A 16,911-nucleotide genomic window follows, 5' to 3' on the forward strand; every position below is an offset into this window, starting at 1 on the left:
CGGCAACGTGGGAGCGGGCTTGCCCCGCGATGAGGCCAGCGCTGACACCATCACTTCTTGTCCTTGGCGAACGCCGCCTCCAACGCATCATTGATGGTGCGCAGCACCTTGACCCGCGCCCAGCGCTTGTCATTGGCCTCGACCAGCGTCCACGGCGCGATCTCGGTACTGGTGCGGTCGACCATATCGCCCACCGCCTCGGTATAGACATCCCACTTGTCGCGGTTGCGCCAGTCTTCCTCGGTGATCTTGTAGCGCTTGAACGGGATCTGCTCGCGCTCTTCGAAGCGCTGCAACTGGGTCTGCTGGTCGATCGCCAGCCAGAACTTGACCACCACCACGCCAGCGTTGCTCAACTGCTCTTCGAAGTCGTTGATCTCGCTGTAGGCGCGCATCCAGTCGGCTGGGCTGCAGAAGCCCTCGACCCGCTCGACCAATACCCGCCCATACCAGGAGCGATCGAAGATGGTGAACTTGCCCCGCGCCGGAACATGCCGCCAGAACCGCCACAGATACGGCTGGGCGCGCTCTTCCTCGGTCGGCGCGGCAATCGGCACGATGCGGTACTGGCGCGGGTCGAGCGCCGCCGCTACTCGGCGAATCGCCCCACCCTTGCCCGCCGCGTCGTTACCTTCGAACACCGCCACCAACGCATGCCGACGCATGTGCTTGTCACGCAACAGCCCGGCCAGGCGTGCTTGTTCGGTGACCAACTGTTCCTGGTAGTCCTTCTTGTCCAGGCGCTGGGTCATGTCCAGCGCGCCGATCAGGTTGAGGTTGTCGATACTGCGCCCAAGCGGTGCGACGTTGCTCTTGTGCTTGGCCTTGGGGTCGACCGCCAGCGCCGCTTGCAGGCTTTCGAGCAAGATGCGCCCCACGGCCAGGCTGCGGTAGTGAGGGTCGGAGCCTTCGATCACATGCCAGGGGGCAAAGTCGCGGCTGGTGCGGCGCAGCACCCGCTCGCCGAAGCGCACGAAGCGGTCGTAGGTTTGCGACTGCTGCCAGTCCAGCGGGCTGATCCGCCAGCTGTGCAGCGGGTCGTCGCGCAGGGCCTTGAGGCGTGCTTTCATCTGCTTCTTGGACAGGTGGAACCAGAACTTGATGATCAGCGCGCCTTCATCGCAAAGCATCTGCTCCAGCCGCTCGGCGCCAGCGATGGCCTGGTCGAGCACGGCATCCTTGAACTGGCCATGCACCCGGCCCTGGATCATCTGGCTGTACCAGTTGCCGAAGAACACCCCCATCCGCCCCTTGGGCGGCAGTGCGCGCCAATAGCGCCAGGCCGGCGGCCGGGCCAGTTCCTCATCGGTCTGCTGATCGAAGGTCAGCACATCGATCAGGCGCGGGTCCATCCACTCGTTGAGCAGCTTGACCGTCTCGCCCTTGCCGGCGCCCTCGATGCCGTTGATCAGCACAATTACCGGAAAGCGCGACTGCTGCTTGAGTTCGTACTGAGCCTCGAGCAGTGCCTCGCGCAGGGCGGGCACTTCGGCTTCAAAGGTCTCCTTGTCGATGCTGTGACCGATTTCCGCAGATTCGAACATGGCTTTGCCTGGCTCCTTCAATGGAATGACAAGACTAGCGGAAACGCCGCTACAAGTTGCAAGCGACAAGCTGCAAGAAAAACCGAACCGTGCCACCATCTGCTTTTTCTTGCAGCTTGTCGCTTGCAACTTGAAGCTGAATTCGACTATGCCCGACACCCACCTCCCCCGCCATGCCCAGATCGATTGGGACGACCAGGGTCGCCCGCATTCGCGGCACTACGACGACGTGTATTTCTCGATCAACGAGGGCGTCAACGAGACCCAGTACGTGTTCATCGAAGGCAATCGCCTGCGCGAGCGCTTCGCGGCATTGGCCGCGCACAGCTGCCTGGTCATCGGCGAAACCGGTTTTGGCACCGGGATGAACTTCTTCTGCGCCTGGCAGCTGTTCGCCAAGCAAGCCCCTGCCCAGGCGCGGCTGCACTTCGTCAGCGTCGAGAAGTACCCGCTGAGCTACGACGATCTGAGCCGCGCCGTGCAGTTATGGCCGGATCTGGCGCCTTACTGGCAGCCGCTCCTGGAGCAGTACGTCGCCGTGCACCAGGGTTTCCAGCAGTTCAGTTTCGACGGCGGCCGGGTCACCCTGACGCTGATGATCGGTGACGTGCTCGAGCAACTGCCGCACCTCGATGCGCGGATCGACGCCTGGTTCCTCGACGGTTTCGCGCCGGCGAAAAACCCCGACATGTGGACCCCAGCGCTGTTTGCCCAGCTTGCGCGCCTGTCGCATCCGACCACCACCCTAGGCACCTTCACCACCACCGGCTGGGTTCGCCGCGGGCTGATCGAAGCCGGGTTCAGCATGAAGAAAGTGCCAGGGCTGGGTAAAAAGTGGGAGGTGATGCATGGTCAGTTCACTGGCCAAGCCAGCGCGAAGGTAGCGCCCTGGTACGCCCGCCCACCTGCGCCCGAAGGGCCCCGCCGGGCCCTGGTGATTGGCGCCGGCCTGGCCGGTAGCGCCACGGCCGCCAGCCTTGCCGCGCGTGGCTGGCAGGTCAGTGTGCTGGAGCGCCATCAAGCCCCGGCGCAGGAAGCCTCAGGCAATCCCCAAGGTGTCCTGTACCTGAAGTTGTCGGCCCATGGCACCGCCCTGTCGCAGATGATCCTGGCGGGTTTCGGCTACACCCGTCGCTGGCTCGAGCGGTTGCAGCGCGGCCAGGACTGGGATGGCTGTGGCGTGTTGCAACTGGCCTTCGATAGCAAAGAGGCCGAACGTCAGGCCAAGCTGGCAGCGGCCTTCGACAGCAGCCTGCTGCACTCGCTCGATCGGGCTCAGGCTGAGGCCGTCGCCGGGGTGCAATTGGCCAGCGGCGGCTTGTTCTATCCCGAGGGTGGCTGGGTTCACCCACCCGCGCTGTGCACTGCGCAATTGCAGCATCCGTTGATTCAGTTGCTGACGCACCAGAACGTTATCGAACTGCGTAAGGTCGATGGGCTTTGGCACGCCTGGGACGGCGAACAGCTGCTGGCCAGCGCGCCACTGGTGGTGTTGGCGGGCGCGGCAGATGTACGCCGCTTTGCCCCCTGCGCCGACCTGCCGCTCAAGCGTATCCGCGGGCAGATCACCCGTTTGCCAGCCACCGCGAGTAGCCGTGAGCTGAGCACCGTGGTCTGTGCAGAGGGGTATGTGGCACCGGTGCGCGGGGCTGAGCACACCCTGGGCGCCAGCTTTGATTTTCATAATGAAGACCTGACCCCGAGCGCTGCCGAGCACCAGGGCAACCTGGCCTTGCTCGATGAGATTTCCACTGACCTGGCGCAGCGGCTGGGCACGGCCGGGATGGATCCGGCAGCGCTGCAAGGCCGCGCAGCGTTCAGGTGTACCAGCCCGGATTATTTGCCGATTGTCGGGCCGCTGGCTGATGCGCAGGCGTTCGCGCAAGCGTATGCCATGTTGCGCAAGGATGCGCGGCAACTGCCGGCGGTGGAATGTCCTTGGCTGGATGGCCTGTATGTGAACAGTGGGCATGGCTCGCGGGGGTTGATCACGGCGCCCTTGAGCGGCGAGATGATTGCTGCTTGGGTGTGCGGCGAGCCGTTGCCGGTGCCTCGGGCGGTGGCCGAAGCCTGTCATCCGAATCGATTTGGCTTGCGCGCCTTGATTCGCGGCAAGGCATAGATTTTTGCGGCTGCTGCGCCGCAAAGCGGCCCCAATACCGCCCACCCATATAACAGATTGATCTAAAACTCTCACAAACCGCACAGGTCAGTTCCTAAGTGCCCTACTTTTGGGCACCCCTCCCCAACGGCAAAACCGGTAAGGACTTATGTGCGGATTAGCAGGAGAGTTACGCTTCACCCCGATCAACCAAGCCCCGCGCCCGGCGGACCTCGCCGCGGTCGAGCGCATCACCCATCATCTGGCGCCGCGTGGCCCGGATGCCTGGGGCTTCCATAGCCAGGGCCCGATCGCCCTCGGCCACCGCCGGCTGAAGATCATGGACCTGTCCGATGGCTCAGCCCAACCGATGGTCGACAACAACCTCGGCCTGTCGCTGGCGTTCAACGGCGCCATCTACAACTTCCCCGAACTGCGCCAGGAGCTGCAAGCGCTGGGCTACACCTTCTGGTCCGACGGCGACACCGAGGTGCTGCTCAAGGGCTATCACGCCTGGGGCGCAGCCTTGCTGCCCAAGCTCAACGGCATGTTCGCCCTGGCCATCTGGGAGCGCGACAACCAGCGCCTGTTCCTCGCCCGCGACCGCCTCGGCGTCAAGCCGCTGTACCTGTCGCGCAATGGCGAGCGCCTGCGCTTCGCCTCGACCCTGCCGGCGTTGCTCAAGGGCGGCGATATCGACCCGATGATCGACCCGGTCGCGCTCAATCACTACCTTAATTTCCACGCCGTGGTTCCCGCGCCGCGCACCCTGCTGGCCAACGTGCAAAAGCTCGAACCCGGCACCTGGATGCGCATCGACCGCCACGGTGAAGTCGAGCGCCAGACCTGGTGGCAGCTGCAATACGGGCCTAACCCGGATGAGCACAAGCTCGACCTCGAAGACTGGACCACCCGCGTACTCGACGCCACCCGCGACGCCGTGGCGATCCGCCAACGGGCAGCGGTCGACGTTGGCGTGCTGCTCTCTGGCGGGGTCGATTCGAGCCTGCTGGTCGGCCTGCTGCGCGAGGTTGGCGTGGACGATCTGTCGACCTTCTCCATTGGCTTTGAGGATGCCGGCGGCGAGCGCGGTGATGAGTTCCAGTACTCCGACCTGATCGCCCGTCACTACGGCACCCGCCATCACCAACTGCGCATCGACGAGCGCGAGATCATCGAGCAGTTGCCGGCCGCGTTCCGCGCCATGAGCGAACCGATGGTCAGCCACGACTGCATCGCTTTCTACCTGCTCTCGCGCGAAGTAGCCAAGCACTGCAAGGGCGTGCAAAGCGGCCAGGGTGCAGATGAGCTGTTCGCCGGCTATCACTGGTACCCGCAGGTCGATGGTGCCGAAGACCCTTACGCAGCCTACCGTGAGGCATTCTTCGACCGCAGCCACGCCGAGTACCGCGACACTGTACAAGCGCCGTGGCTGCTGGAGACCGATGCCGCAGGCGAGTTCGTCCGCGAGCACTTCGCCCGCCCCGGCGCTCCCGATGCGGTAGACAAAGCGCTGCGCCTGGACAGCACGGTGATGCTGGTCGACGACCCGGTCAAACGCGTCGACAACATGACCATGGCCTGGGGCCTGGAGGCGCGTACGCCATTCCTCGACTATCGCCTGGCCGAACTGTCGGCGCGCATTCCAGCACGCTTCAAGCTGCCCGATGGCGGCAAGCAGGTGCTCAAGTCGGCGGCGCGCCGGGTCATCCCTCATGAGGTGATCGACCGCAAGAAGGGCTACTTCCCGGTCCCGGGCCTCAAGCACCTGGAAGGCGCGACCCTCGATTGGGTGCGCCAGCTGCTGACCGACCCAAGCCAGGACCGTGGCCTGTTCAACCCGGCGATGATCGACAAGCTGCTGAGCAATCCGCACGGCCAGCTCACGCCCCTGCGCGGCTCCAAGCTGTGGCAGCTGGCGGCTCTGAACCTGTGGCTCAGCGAACAAGGAATCTGATCGATGAAAGCCCACGAAATCGCCTATGGCCAGCGCCTGCTGCGCGGCCAGGCGCCCTCCTACGAGCGCCTGCAAGCGCGCCTGGCCGGTGACGGTAGCGAACCTCACAACCAGCCACGCGCGGTGCATTGCGGCTGGGGCCGATTGCTGATCGGGCATACCTACCCAGACCCCAGCGAGCTGGCCGAAGCGCTGCTTGAAGAGGCTCCCGGCGAGCGTGATATCGCCCTCTACGTGGCGGCGCCGCAGCAGGTGCTGGCGCATGCGCCGCAGCAGCTGTTTCTCGATCCGTCCGACACCCTGCGACTGTGGTTCACCGACTACCGCCCGGCGCAGCGGGTATTTCGCGGTTTTCGTATCCGTCGGGCGCAGACCGAGGCCGACTGGCAGGCGATCAACAGCCTGTACCAGACCCGCGCCATGCTGCCGGTCAACGCCGAGCTGCTCACCCCGCGCCACCAGGGCGGCCCGGTCTACTGGCTGGCCGAAGACGAAGACACCGGGGCAGTGATCGGCAGCGTCATGGGCCTGAATCACAGCAAGGCGTTCGATGACCCGGAGCACGGCTGTAGCCTGTGGTGCCTGGCGGTCGATCCGCACTGCAGCCGCCCCGGTGTCGGCGAAGTGCTGGTGCGGCATTTGATCGAGCACTTCATGAGTCGTGAGCTGGCCTACCTCGATCTGTCGGTCATGCACGACAATCGCCAGGCCAAGCGCCTGTACAAGAAGCTCGGCTTTCGCAACCTGCCCACCTTCGCGGTCAAGCGCAAAAATGGCATCAACCAGCCGCTGTTCCTTGGCCCCGGCCCCGAGGCTGGGCTCAACCCGTATGCGCGAATCATCGTCGACGAGGCCTTTCGTCGCGGCATCGAGGTGCAGGTCGACGACGCTGCTGCCGGCCTGTTCACCCTCAGCCTGGGCGGGCGCCGAGTGCGCTGCCGGGAGTCGCTCAGCGACTTGACCAGCGCCGTGAGCATGACCCTCTGCCAGGACAAGCGCCTGACTCAGCACGCCCTGCACAATGCCGGGCTGCAAGTGCCGGTGCAGCAACTGGCGGGCAATGCCGACGACAACCTGGCGTTTCTCGAAGAGCATGGCGCGGTGGTGGTCAAGCCGGTGGATGGCGAACAGGGCCAGGGCGTGGCGGTCAACCTGACCAGCCTGGAAGAGATCAGCCAGGCGGTGGAGCAGGCGCGGCGGTTCGACAGCCGGGTGCTGCTGGAAAGCTACCACCCAGGTTTCGACCTGCGCATCGTGGTGATTGGCCATGAAGTGGTCGCCGCCGCGATTCGCCATCCGGCCCAGGTGATCGGCGATGGCAAGCACAGCGTCAAGGCGCTGATCGAGGCACAGAGCCGTCGTCGCCAAGCTGCAACCGGGGGTGAGAGCCGTATCCCGCTGGACGAGGAAACCGAGCGCACGGTGCGCGCTGCCGGGCTGCAATACAGCGACATCCTGCCTGCTGGTCAGCGCCTGGCAGTGCGCCGCGCGGCCAACCTGCATACCGGTGGCACCTTGGAAGATGTCACCGAGCGCCTGCACCCGATCCTGGCCGATGCTGCCGTGCGTGCGGCACGGGCGCTGGATATCCCGGTGGTGGGCCTGGATCTGATGGTGCGCGACGCCGAGCAGCCTGACTACGTGATTATCGAGGCCAACGAACGGGTCGGGCTGGCCAACCACGAGCCGCAACCGACCGCTGAACGATTTGTCGACCTGCTGTTTCCCCATAGCCGGTCGCCTGCCTGAATGATGGTGTCCTGGTGGGCCTCATCGCGGGGCAAGCCCGCTCCCACGCTGTGCTCTCTTTTGAGGTAAAGCAGTCAACGTGGGAGCGGGCTTGCCCCGCGATGAGGCCCGCCAGCACAACCACCCACCCGCCGAGGAGTGCACATGTCCAAACACCACCCCGAACCGGATCTGGAATACCTCAAACGCGTCCTGCTGGAGATGCTCGCCATCCCCAGCCCGACCGGCTTCACCGACACCATCGTGCGCTATGTCGCCGAACGCCTGGATGAACTGGGTATCCCCTTCGAACTGACCCGCCGCGGCACCATCCGCGCCACCCTCAAGGGCCGCCAAAGCTCGCCCGACCGCGCCGTCTCGGCCCACCTGGACACCATCGGCGCCAGCGTGCGCCAACTGCAAGACAACGGCCGCCTGGCCCTGGCCCCGGTCGGTTGCTGGTCGAGCCGCTTTGCCGAAGGCAGCCGGGTCAGCGTGTTCACCGACACCGGTGTACTGCGCGGCAGTGTGCTGCCGCTGATGGCCAGCGGGCACGCCTTCAATACCGCGATCGACCAGATGCCGATCAGCTGGGATCACGTCGAAGTGCGCCTGGACGCCTACTGCGCAACCCGCGCCGACTGCGAGACGCTGGGCATCTCGATTGGTGATTTCGTCGCCTTCGATCCGCTGCCGGAGTTCACCGAGAGCGGCCATATCAGCGCCCGCCACCTGGATGACAAAGCCGGCGTAGCGGCGTTGCTTGCCGCACTCAAGGCAGTGGTGGAAAGTGGCCAGCAGCCGCCGATCGACTGTCACCCGCTGTTCACCATCACCGAAGAAACTGGCTCCGGCGCGGCCGGCGCATTGCCGTGGGATGTCAGCGAGTTCGTCGGCATCGACATCGCCCCGGTAGCACCTGGGCAGGCCTCCAGCGAACACGCGGTGAGCGTGGCCATGCAGGACTCCTCTGGCCCCTACGACTACCACCTGTCGCGCCACCTGCTGAAACTGGCAGGTGATCAAGACCTGCCGGTGCGCCGCGACCTGTTCCGCTACTACTTCAGCGATGCGCATTCGGCCGTCACCGCCGGTCATGATATCCGCACCGCGCTGGTAGCTTTTGGCTGCGATGCTACCCATGGCTACGAGCGCACCCATATCGACAGCCTGTCGACCCTCAGCCGGCTGCTGGCCGGTTACCTGCTCAGCCCGCCGGTATTTGCCAGCGATTCCAACCCGGCCAGCGCTTCGCTCGAACGCTTCAGTCACCAGCTGGAGCATGATGCGCAAATGGAGAGCGATACCCGCGTGCCGGCCGTGGACAGCCTGGTCGGCAACAAGAGCTGATGCCTACACGCAGGGGGCGGGTTTCGCGTAGCATGGGGCCACTCCCGACTACAGACCGTCCCTGCGTATGCTGATCCCCTACGACCAACTCGAAGCCGAAACCCTGACCCGCCTGATCGAAGACTTCGTCACCCGCGAAGGCACCGACAATGGCGATGACACGCCCCTGGAGACCCGCGTGCTGCGCGTGCGCCAGGCTCTGGCCAAGGGTCAGGCGTTCATTCTGTTCGACTTGGACAGCCAACAGTGCCAGCTGCTGGCCAAGCATGAAGTGCCCAGGGAACTGCTCGAGTGATCAACCGGGGTTGCCCCGTGCAGCCCCGCTTACATGTCCCGCTGCTGTTTCTCCTGCGCCTTGATCCGCTTGTACACCTCGCTGCGGTGCACCGGCACTTCACGCGGCGCGCTGATGCCAAAGCGCACCAGCCCGTTGCCCACCGCCATCACCTTGATCTCGATGTCATCGCCGACGGTGATGACTTCGCCAACATCGCGTCCAATTACCAGCATGCTCCGATCCTCGCCGCTAAGGGAAAACCGGAGCCTGCTTCAGGTCTATCGGGCTACACAATATTGCGCCAGCGAAAGAGACGAGTCCTACTAGCAAAGGTAATTCGCCCTACAGAAATACCTGGCTTTAACCCTGCTGCAAGCGTGGCCCGAAGACGATGATGGTTGCGCCGAGCACGCACAGCAGCGCACCGAGCCAGTCGCTGCCCAGCGGCCGTATGCGCTCTACCAGGGCCAGCCAGAGCAAAGACGAAACGATATAGATGCCACCATAGGCTGCATAGGCGCGCCCCGCGTAGGCGGCCTCGACGCGGGTGAGGATCAGGCCGAACACGGTCAGGCTGAGCAGCGCCGGTACGATCCACCAGGCGCTCTTGCCCAGGCGTAGCCACAGGTAGAAGGCGTAGCAGCCACCGATCTCGAACAGTGCGGCCAGGAAGAACCAGAAGTAGTTGATCACGCCAGGCTCCCTTAGGCCATGTAAAAGGCGTCTAGGATACCTGATTGATCTGCAATGACCGGATGACAATGATGGCCTCTTCGCGGGTAAGCCCGCTCAGGACACGCTAGCCCCGACTGCCTGCCTTGGCGCGCATTTTCACCGCCATCTCGGCCATCTCGTCATACAGCCGCTCTGGCGCCTGGCACTTGAGCCTCCACGCCTCGCGCCCGGCCTCATGCGGCAGAATCAGAAACTCGCCAGCAGAAATCCGCTCATGCATGTACTCGGCGATATCCGCCGCACTGATCGGCGAGCCCTGCAACAACTTGCCCACCTGCGCCTTCATCGCCGGGTTCGGCCCGCGGAACGAGTCGAGCAGGTTGGTCTGGAAGAACGATGGGCACACCACATGCACCGCCACTTCCAGCTGGCGCAACTCGACCAGCAGGCTCTCCGACAACGCCAGCACGCCGGCCTTGGCCACGTTGTAGTTGCTCATCCCCGGCCCCTGCATCAGCGCCGCCATCGAGGCGATGTTGACGATCCGCCCCTTGCTGCGTTCAAGCAGCGGCAAGAACGCCTTGCAGCCCTTGACCACGCCCATCAGGTTGACCGCGATCTGCCAGTCCCAATCCTCCAGCGACAACTCGGCGAAGAACCCGCCCGAGGCGACCCCGGCGTTGTTGACGATCACATCGATGCCGGCGAACTTCTCTTCGCAGGCCTGGGCCAGGGCGGTCAGCTGGCTGTAGTCGCGCACATCGCAGCGCTGGGTGAAACCATCGCCGCCCGCAGCGCGCACCCGCTCGAGGGTTTCGCGCAGGCCAGCATCGTTGACATCGGCCAGGGCCAGGCGCCAGCCCTCGCGCGCCCAGCGTAGGGCGATCTCGCGGCCAAGGCCGGAACCTGCGCCAGTGATCATCATTCGGTTGTGCATGGTGCAGGCCTTGTTCTGTGGGCAATGGGCCGAGTCTAGCCAAGGCCTGCATCGAGTTGGTGCGCTATCAGGCTGCTGAATGGGCCGGCATGGCCGCGCACCATCTCCGTGGGAGCAAGCTTGCCCCGCGATAGAGCCAGCACTGACACCACAAAATCCACTGCCCGCAACGCCAATTGAATCTTTGCCAAGCGGCGCAGGTCGGAATTGTAAGCGGCCAGCATTCCTAGGCCCCTTCCCCTAGAACAACGCAAGGATTCTGCCCATGACCACGATCCTCATCATCATCCTGATCCTGCTGTTGATTGGTGGCTTACCCGTCTTCCCACACTCGCGCAGCTGGGGCTATGGCCCATCCGGCATCATTGGCGTGGTGCTGGTGATCCTGCTGGTGTTGTTGTTGCTTGGCATGATATGACTCCGCCCCCTGGCCGCCAGCCAGGGGGCCGTCCTCTCAGACACTGCGAGCGGCCTGGTTATCCAGTTGCCGCTCAAGGTGTTGCATGGCCTGGCGCAGCGCCTGTACATCGGTGCTCAAGCGCTCACGGGCCAACGGCCGGCTAGCACAACTCTGCTCGACTTGCTCGCACAGCGCCACCAGGTGCAGGACACGGGCGATTCGCGCGCCGCCCTTGACCCGATGGGCAAGTTGGGCCAACTCCAAGGTATCTTCCGCGACCCGCTCCAGGCGTTGCAGGTCTTCGCGGTTACTGGTGCGCAAATCACCGAGTAACGCTTTCAGCGCTGCTTCATCCTTGCCCACCAAACGTTGTAGATGGTCCATATCCAACATCAAGGCATCTTCATCGCTGGTATTGGCCCGGCAACTGGCCAGGGCTTGCAGCAGTTCTTCCAGCCCCAAGGGTTTGAACAGACAATCGTCCATGCCTGCCGCTTTGCAGCGGCGGCGTTCTTGTTCCTGAGCGTTGGCCGTCAGGCCGATCAGGCGGCATGCAGGCCTGCGACTGCGCCGCTCATGCTCGCGAATCGCTCGGGCCAGGGCATGGCCATTGAGCCGCGGCATGTTGCAGTCACTGATCACCACGTCGAAGTGTTCCTTTAGCCACAGGCGCAGAGCCTGGGCGCCATCTTCGGCGACCCGCGCCTGGTGGCCGAGGTAGTCCAGCTGCTGGGCCAGCAATAGCCGGTTGGCAGGATAGTCGTCGACCACCAGCACCCGCAGGCGCTCGCTGTCGGCGGGGGACAGCAGCACCGGCGTGTCCAGAGTGGGCTCGGCGGGCAGCACTGCCAGGCTCAAGCGGATATCCACCTCGGTGCCCTGGCCCAACACGCTGCGCAGGCGTAAGCGCCCTCCCATCATCTCGCACAGGCTACGACTGATACCAAGCCCCAGGCCAGCACTGCAACGCGGCGACTGTTGCTGATTGCTGGCCTGGCGAAACGGCTGGCCGAGCCCAGCCAACTCGGCCTCGGCAATACCGACCCCGGTATCCTTGATCTGCACTTGCACCGCCAGCCGGCCATCTCGCGGCACGGCGTTGAGGCTGACCGCCACATAGCCTTGGCGGGTGAATTTGATGGCATTGCTCAAGAGGTTGGCCAGCACCTGCTTGAAGCGCAGTGGGTCAAGCATCACCTGCGCATCCACCTCGCCGTGCGTCTGCAAGCGCAGCTCCAGGCCCTTGCCACGCGCCTGCTGCTCGAACAACTGCACCACCCGCACCACCTGCTCGCGCAGACACACCCGCTGTGGCGCCAGGTGCAGATGACCCGCCTCGATACGGGTGATGTCGAGTATGTCGCCAATCAGCTCCAGCAAACCCCGCGCAGCATCGGTTGCCACTTCGATCGCCAGGCGGTCGAGCACACCTTGTTCAGCCTTGTGCTGGGCCAGCTCGAGCATGCCCAGCACTGCGTGCAGCGGGGTGCGGATTTCATGGCTCATGGTGGTCAGAAAACGTGTCTTGGCCTGGTTGGCCGCATCGGCTTGCTGGGTGGCCCGGCGCAACTGAACTTGCAGGCGGCGCAGGTAGCGAATCCACATCAGCGCCAACAACAGCAACCCCAGTGCCAGGCCAAAGCCAAGCACGATCTTGCCGCGATAGCGCGGCCAGACGCCGTCGGCGACGATCATCGGGTTGCGCCAGCGACGCACCAGTACATCGGTCTCACGCGGCGCGAGGCTGAGCAAGGCTTTGTTGAGAATGCTCTGTAGCTCGACCGAACCTCGGGCACTGGCCAGGGCAAAGTGCGCTGGCGACATCGGCAAACTAGCACTGATGCGCAAACGCCCTGGATACCAGCGGGCAATCAGCGGGCGCGCGTCATCAAGGGTCAATACCGCTGCCGCGGCTTGGCCGCGCGCCACCGCCTGCAAGGCCGCTACCGGGCCGGGGACGATCAGCGGGTCGACCAAAGGATAGTGCTGTTTGAGTTCCTCCAGCACATCGCTACCCCACACCGTTGCCAGCCGCTTTGCAGCCAATTGCGCCAGGCTGTTCGGCGCGTGTGGATCGTCGCGGGTTACCAGCACCCGCGAAGCGCTGAGATAAGCCCGACTAAACCGCAGGTGCTGCTCCAACGCAGCACTGCGAGGGATGCCGGCGATCACTTGCGCCTGGCCCTGACGCACCTGCTCGAGCATGCGCGCAACGCTGCCACCGGCCTCCACTTCAAAGCGCAGTCCAGTACGGCGGCTGATCAACTGCAGGATATCCAGGCTCAAGCCGCGCCACTGCGCTTTGCCATCGCGGTAGCTCAACGGCAGCAGGTGCTCGTCGAGCAACACCTTGACCGATGGGTTTTCGCTCAGCCAACGCAGCTCGCGCTCGTTCAGTTGTAGCGGTTGGGCCTTGTGCGTATTGGCCGACACTGGGCTCCAGCGTTCACGGATACGTGCATGCTGGCGCTCAGACAACGCCGCCAGGCCCGTGTCGACCAAGTGCGGCAAAGGTGAGTCAGCTTCGAGCATGGCAAAGCCGATGGCCTGGCGCGACAAGGCGGCGTGGCCGATTTCCTCGATCCCGCTCAATTGACTGCGCCCCAGCACATAGCGTGCGGTCAGGCCATTGCCCAGGTACAGGTCGGCCTGGCCGAAGGCCAACGCAGTCAGGGCGCTGAATGGACTTGGGTGCAAATGAACCCGGGCCAGCGGGTAATGCTCACTGACCTGCTCCTGGGTCCGATAGCCCTCGACCATCACCAGATCGAAGGGCTCGGCGCGACGGATGCGGGCGCGCAGGTCCTGTTCCTGGGCCATCAACAATGGTCGGTCTTCGCCATAAGGTCGCGACAGGCGCAGGTTCGCCTGCAACGCCTGCTGGGCGGTCACCGAGGCGAGCAGATCGACCTGCCCATCGTGTAACGCGGCCACCGCCTCACTGAACGAGGCGAACACCTGCACGCTTATTTCAAGGTTCATCTGCTCGGCCAACAGCCCTGCATAATCAGCGCTGATGCCCTCATAGGCCTGGCCGGTACCGAGTATGTCGTACGGCGGGTTCTCCCGATTGAGCACGCCCAAACGTAGCTGGCGCCGCTCCCACAGCCAACGCAGTTGGCTGTTGTCGGGTTCCGGCCGGGGGCCATCGAGGCTGGCCCGGGCATGCAATACCGGGGCAGCGGCGACCGGCAACCACACCCAGGCACACCACACCGCCAGGAACAGGGCACTCAGGCGCACCAGTAAGGCATTCAGATGAGCAGGTTGCGGCGGGCGAAATCCGCCAGGTCGATCAGCGAGTTGACCCGCAGCTTCTCCAGCAGTCGGGCCTTGTAGGTGCTGATGGTCTTGTTGCTCAGCAGCATCGCCTCGCCGATGGCTTTATTGCTCAAACCCCGCGCCAGCTGCTGCAACACCATCAGCTCGCGATCGGTGAGGCTGGCGATGCACTGGGCCTCGGTGGCCTTCAAGTCCTGGCTGTGAACCGAGCTCAGGGCCACTTCAGGAAAATAGGTATAGCCGGACATCACCGCGCGTACCGCCTTGTTCAGCTCGCAAAGGTCGTCGGTTTTCGACACGAACCCCGCAGCGCCGGCCTGCATGCAGCGCAGAGAGTAGGCCTCAGCCAACTGTGAAGTGAGCACCAGGGCCTTGGCCGGATACTCGAGCGTGCGAATCCTGCCGATCACATCCAGGCCATCGAGGCCGGGCATGGTGATGTCGAGGATTACCAGGTCAGGCCGGTGCTCGCGCACCAGGCGCAAGCCATCGATGCCATTGTCGGCCTGACCGACCACCTCCAGGTGCTCCTGGCGCAACAGCATGCAGACGGTGGAGCGGATGAACGGGTGATCATCGACGACCAAGGCGGTGTACATAGGCTTCCTCGCTGGGCGGGCCGGCCAGGCTAGAGTTCGGCATCGAACACCACCGTGACTTGGCCGGTGTAGGTGCTGCCGGAATAGGCAAGCATACCGGGCACATCCGCTCGGCCGACTTCGAAATGCAGCTGGCCGGGGCGATTGAGGGTGGGCATCGACGACTCGAATTGCAGCGCCGCCGCACGGCCTGACGGCAGCGCCAGGTGTTCGATGGGCCGGCCCTGGTAGTGCATACCGGGCGGCAAGCTCAAGGCCACTTCGACCGGGACCTGATGCCCGTTGTCATTGACGATGCCACAGCGCACGTCGGCATAGTGCTGGCACAGCTTGTAGACCTTGAACGGGCCGGTCGACCACAGCCGGAACGGCAGGTCACGGTAAAGCTTGGTTGGGGCTTTGCCGCCGGCCAGCCAGGCGCTCCAGCCGCCTTTGGGTTCGAGTACGGCCCGATCAGAGCCAGGCGGGAACTCGAAGATAAAGGCGTGCCGCACGTCCAGCACAAAATTGACCGTAAGCGAATTACCGCTGAGCGCGCTGACATCGTTGCCGAAGTCAAAGTCGGCGCCAGCACCCATTGAGTAGGTGATGCTGCCGCGATAGGTACCCGCGCGCATTTGATAGGGCGGCGGCACGACCAGGTCATAGGCAATGCTGGTTTCCAGGACCTCTGCATCCACCACCTTGCCAACAGCAGTCCGCCGATTGAAACTCCAGCAACCTTGTGGCGACTGCGGGTCTCTCACCCTCCACAAGTACATGACCCAGGCAGGACTGTCTTGTGAATTGTAGGCACCACCGCTACAACCTCCGCTCAGCGTTCTATAGAATAGAGGGTGATCCTCATCCAGCGAGCCATCGATCTGTACACGCTGACTGAGTGACGTCCACTCCAGCGTCGCCGTGCGCGATTCGCCTGTCTGGTCGTTATAAATGTTCACTTGCCGTCGACCGGGTAACTGAATGAAATAGTTGTCCCGAGGATCCGGCGCTTGACCGGTAGTCTTCTTGTTGTAGGTAATTGGCAGATCGACAGTGGTCATTGTTTTACACCGGGATGGCCAGTAACGGCAAAGTCCTCCTGGGGGCGTGGTGTTGTCGAAACGCCCTGAGCCACCCCCGAGGTATTCGGCGGTAAGTGTCACTTCCAGAGCCTGGGCTGCTGGCCAGGCAAGCGCCAATAGCAGCGCACCTCCCAGTTGTGCAGCTCGGCGCATGGCCCGGATCGGCTGGAGCAGGCTCATCCTTCCACCACCATTTGCTTGCGTTCACTGCCTTCGTGCAACTCGAACTGATGTACCTTGCCCACTTGCCCGTCGAACTGCCGGCTACGCCCCGGCAGCAAGTGGTGCTTGGTCGCCGGCTCGCAGCCCTGCTCCGCTGCCTGACATTGGCGGAAATGATCGAGCACCACAGTTGTGTTGCCTTCGTTAGCCACCTGCAGTTGGCCACCTTGGCGTTTCACAGGGGTTTGGAAGCGCGTTTCGGCGGGGCGCACGAACAAGATCGAGCCGTATCCGGCCAGCAGGTTGACCCCCACCTTGAGGCTGTCGCGGTACTGCTGGGCCTCTTGCTCATTGACCGCAAAGCCATCGCCGGACTCTGGCAGCACTGGCACGAAGCGCAGGCGGAAGTAGCGTTCCTTGTCCCGTGAACCGCGATACAGCAGGCGCACCGCCTGCATCCCCTGGGCCGGCACGATCAGCCGTGCAGGGCTGGCGACCAGGCCGCGCTGCTTCAAGGGCAGGCCATCGGTGTCGATCTCGCGAGGCTCGCCATCGGCGTCATAGACCAACTCGGCGACGCTGATCTTGACGAACGCGGTAGTGTCGCCGCCATTGCGCACGCGTTTAAGCAAGGTGCTCTTGCCGCTGTCGAGATAATCGTACAGGGCGCCGACATTGAGCTCGGGCGCGGCGCGCGATGCCAGCGGGGTGATCAGCAGGGTCAACAGGATCAGCCTGGGAAGGGTCATGTTTATGGGTCTCTTTTTCGACATAACGAGAGTATTGATACCGTGGCGTTGATGGCTATGGCCTAGGTCGCGGGATGCGTCCTAAA

The 16,911-nt window shown here is 63.9% G+C and carries 15 protein-coding genes; 6 read left to right on the plus strand and 9 right to left on the minus strand.

All coding sequences use genetic code 11. The features are described from left to right. Nucleotides 1-50: 50 nt before the first annotated feature. Entirely contained in the window at nucleotides 51-1,544 is a 1,494-nt protein-coding gene (gene pap / locus AAZU54_RS24860; RefSeq protein WP_186554740.1) for a polyphosphate:AMP phosphotransferase, read from the minus strand. A 148-nt stretch (nucleotides 1,545-1,692) separates the two neighbouring features. Between pap and mnmC the strand changes: the two genes are divergently transcribed. The 5 genes from mnmC to AAZU54_RS24885 all read left to right on the plus strand — a co-directional run bounded on the left by mnmC (nucleotide 1,693) and on the right by AAZU54_RS24885 (nucleotide 8,975). Continuing rightward, entirely contained in the window at nucleotides 1,693-3,666 is a 1,974-nt protein-coding gene (mnmC, locus tag AAZU54_RS24865) for a bifunctional tRNA (5-methylaminomethyl-2-thiouridine)(34)-methyltransferase MnmD/FAD-dependent 5-carboxymethylaminomethyl-2-thiouridine(34) oxidoreductase MnmC (protein WP_434727793.1), read from the plus strand. Between the two features lie 148 nt (nucleotides 3,667-3,814). After that, nucleotides 3,815-5,602, plus strand: a complete 1,788-nt coding sequence (locus AAZU54_RS24870; RefSeq protein WP_186554738.1) for an N-acetylglutaminylglutamine amidotransferase — start codon at nucleotides 3,815-3,817, stop codon at nucleotides 5,600-5,602. Nucleotides 5,603-5,605: 3 nt separating this feature from the next. Then, nucleotides 5,606-7,351, plus strand: a complete 1,746-nt coding sequence (gene ngg, locus AAZU54_RS24875) for an N-acetylglutaminylglutamine synthetase (RefSeq protein ID WP_186554737.1) — start codon at nucleotides 5,606-5,608, stop codon at nucleotides 7,349-7,351. 144 nt (nucleotides 7,352-7,495) lie between these two features. Continuing rightward, on the plus strand, nucleotides 7,496-8,680 hold the full coding sequence (locus AAZU54_RS24880) for an osmoprotectant NAGGN system M42 family peptidase (protein ID WP_186554736.1): 1,185 nt from the start codon (nucleotides 7,496-7,498) through the stop codon (nucleotides 8,678-8,680). A gap of 67 nt (nucleotides 8,681-8,747) precedes the next feature. Next, a complete protein-coding gene (locus tag AAZU54_RS24885) occupies nucleotides 8,748-8,975 on the plus strand; it encodes a YheU family protein (RefSeq protein ID WP_186554735.1) in 228 nt (75 codons plus the stop codon). Between the two features lie 29 nt (nucleotides 8,976-9,004). On the opposite strand, the gene csrA is transcribed toward AAZU54_RS24885, so the two are convergent. From csrA to AAZU54_RS24905, 4 genes are all read right to left on the minus strand, one after another. Beyond that, on the minus strand, nucleotides 9,005-9,190 hold the full coding sequence (gene csrA, locus AAZU54_RS24890; protein ID WP_186554734.1) for a carbon storage regulator CsrA: 186 nt from the start codon (nucleotides 9,188-9,190) through the stop codon (nucleotides 9,005-9,007). A 127-nt stretch (nucleotides 9,191-9,317) separates the two neighbouring features. Beyond that, complete coding sequence (locus tag AAZU54_RS24895; RefSeq protein ID WP_186554733.1) at nucleotides 9,318-9,650, minus strand: YnfA family protein; 333 nt, start codon at nucleotides 9,648-9,650, stop codon at nucleotides 9,318-9,320. Nucleotides 9,651-9,756: 106 nt separating this feature from the next. Then, entirely contained in the window at nucleotides 9,757-10,569 is an 813-nt protein-coding gene (locus AAZU54_RS24900) for an SDR family oxidoreductase (RefSeq protein WP_186554732.1), read from the minus strand. Nucleotides 10,570-10,604: 35 nt separating this feature from the next. After that, nucleotides 10,605-10,793 carry a hypothetical protein gene (locus tag AAZU54_RS24905; RefSeq protein ID WP_186554731.1) on the minus strand — a complete coding sequence of 63 codons (189 nt, stop codon included), beginning with the start codon at nucleotides 10,791-10,793 and terminating at the stop codon, nucleotides 10,605-10,607. Between the two features lie 35 nt (nucleotides 10,794-10,828). Between AAZU54_RS24905 and AAZU54_RS24910 the strand changes: the two genes are divergently transcribed. After that, entirely contained in the window at nucleotides 10,829-10,987 is a 159-nt protein-coding gene (locus tag AAZU54_RS24910; RefSeq protein WP_186554816.1) for a DUF3309 family protein, read from the plus strand. Nucleotides 10,988-11,023: 36 nt separating this feature from the next. Here the strand turns inward: AAZU54_RS24910 and AAZU54_RS24915 are convergent, their stop codons facing one another. The 4 genes from AAZU54_RS24915 to AAZU54_RS24930 form a co-directional block, all read right to left on the minus strand. Continuing rightward, nucleotides 11,024-14,212, minus strand: a complete 3,189-nt coding sequence (locus AAZU54_RS24915) for a transporter substrate-binding domain-containing protein (RefSeq protein WP_186554730.1) — start codon at nucleotides 14,210-14,212, stop codon at nucleotides 11,024-11,026. 11 nt (nucleotides 14,213-14,223) lie between these two features. After that, a complete protein-coding gene (locus AAZU54_RS24920) occupies nucleotides 14,224-14,850 on the minus strand; it encodes a response regulator transcription factor (protein ID WP_186554729.1) in 627 nt (208 codons plus the stop codon). Between the two features lie 29 nt (nucleotides 14,851-14,879). Next, nucleotides 14,880-15,893 (minus strand): hypothetical protein, encoded by a 1,014-nt coding sequence (locus AAZU54_RS24925; RefSeq protein WP_434727794.1) that lies wholly within the window; start codon nucleotides 15,891-15,893, stop codon nucleotides 14,880-14,882. Between the two features lie 197 nt (nucleotides 15,894-16,090). Continuing rightward, nucleotides 16,091-16,825, minus strand: coding sequence for a molecular chaperone (locus AAZU54_RS24930; protein ID WP_186554727.1), 735 nt, complete (start codon nucleotides 16,823-16,825; stop codon nucleotides 16,091-16,093). Nucleotides 16,826-16,911: the final 86 nt, after the last annotated feature.

This window comes from Pseudomonas sp. Je.1.5.c (assembly GCF_051129895.1).
GTDB lineage: Bacteria > Pseudomonadota > Gammaproteobacteria > Pseudomonadales > Pseudomonadaceae > Aquipseudomonas > Aquipseudomonas urmiensis.

Bases quoted from the DNA above. Each gene is read 5' to 3' on its own strand.
- AAZU54_RS24925 (WP_434727794.1), bottom strand. From the start codon at position 15,893: ATGACCACTGTCGATCTGCCAATTACCTACAACAAGAAGACTACCGGT.
- pap (WP_186554740.1), bottom strand. From the start codon at position 1,544: ATGTTCGAATCTGCGGAAATCGGTCACAGCATCGACAAGGAGACCTTT.
- AAZU54_RS24900 (WP_186554732.1), bottom strand. From the start codon at position 10,569: ATGCACAACCGAATGATGATCACTGGCGCAGGTTCCGGCCTTGGCCGC.
- AAZU54_RS24870 (WP_186554738.1), top strand. From the start codon at position 3,815: ATGTGCGGATTAGCAGGAGAGTTACGCTTCACCCCGATCAACCAAGCC.
- AAZU54_RS24930 (WP_186554727.1), bottom strand. From the start codon at position 16,825: ATGACCCTTCCCAGGCTGATCCTGTTGACCCTGCTGATCACCCCGCTG.
- AAZU54_RS24885 (WP_186554735.1), top strand. From the start codon at position 8,748: ATGCTGATCCCCTACGACCAACTCGAAGCCGAAACCCTGACCCGCCTG.
- ngg (WP_186554737.1), top strand. From the start codon at position 5,606: ATGAAAGCCCACGAAATCGCCTATGGCCAGCGCCTGCTGCGCGGCCAG.
- AAZU54_RS24905 (WP_186554731.1), bottom strand. From the start codon at position 10,793: ATGCTGGCCGCTTACAATTCCGACCTGCGCCGCTTGGCAAAGATTCAA.
- AAZU54_RS24920 (WP_186554729.1), bottom strand. From the start codon at position 14,850: ATGTACACCGCCTTGGTCGTCGATGATCACCCGTTCATCCGCTCCACC.
- AAZU54_RS24880 (WP_186554736.1), top strand. From the start codon at position 7,496: ATGTCCAAACACCACCCCGAACCGGATCTGGAATACCTCAAACGCGTC.
- mnmC (WP_434727793.1), top strand. From the start codon at position 1,693: ATGCCCGACACCCACCTCCCCCGCCATGCCCAGATCGATTGGGACGAC.
- csrA (WP_186554734.1), bottom strand. From the start codon at position 9,190: ATGCTGGTAATTGGACGCGATGTTGGCGAAGTCATCACCGTCGGCGAT.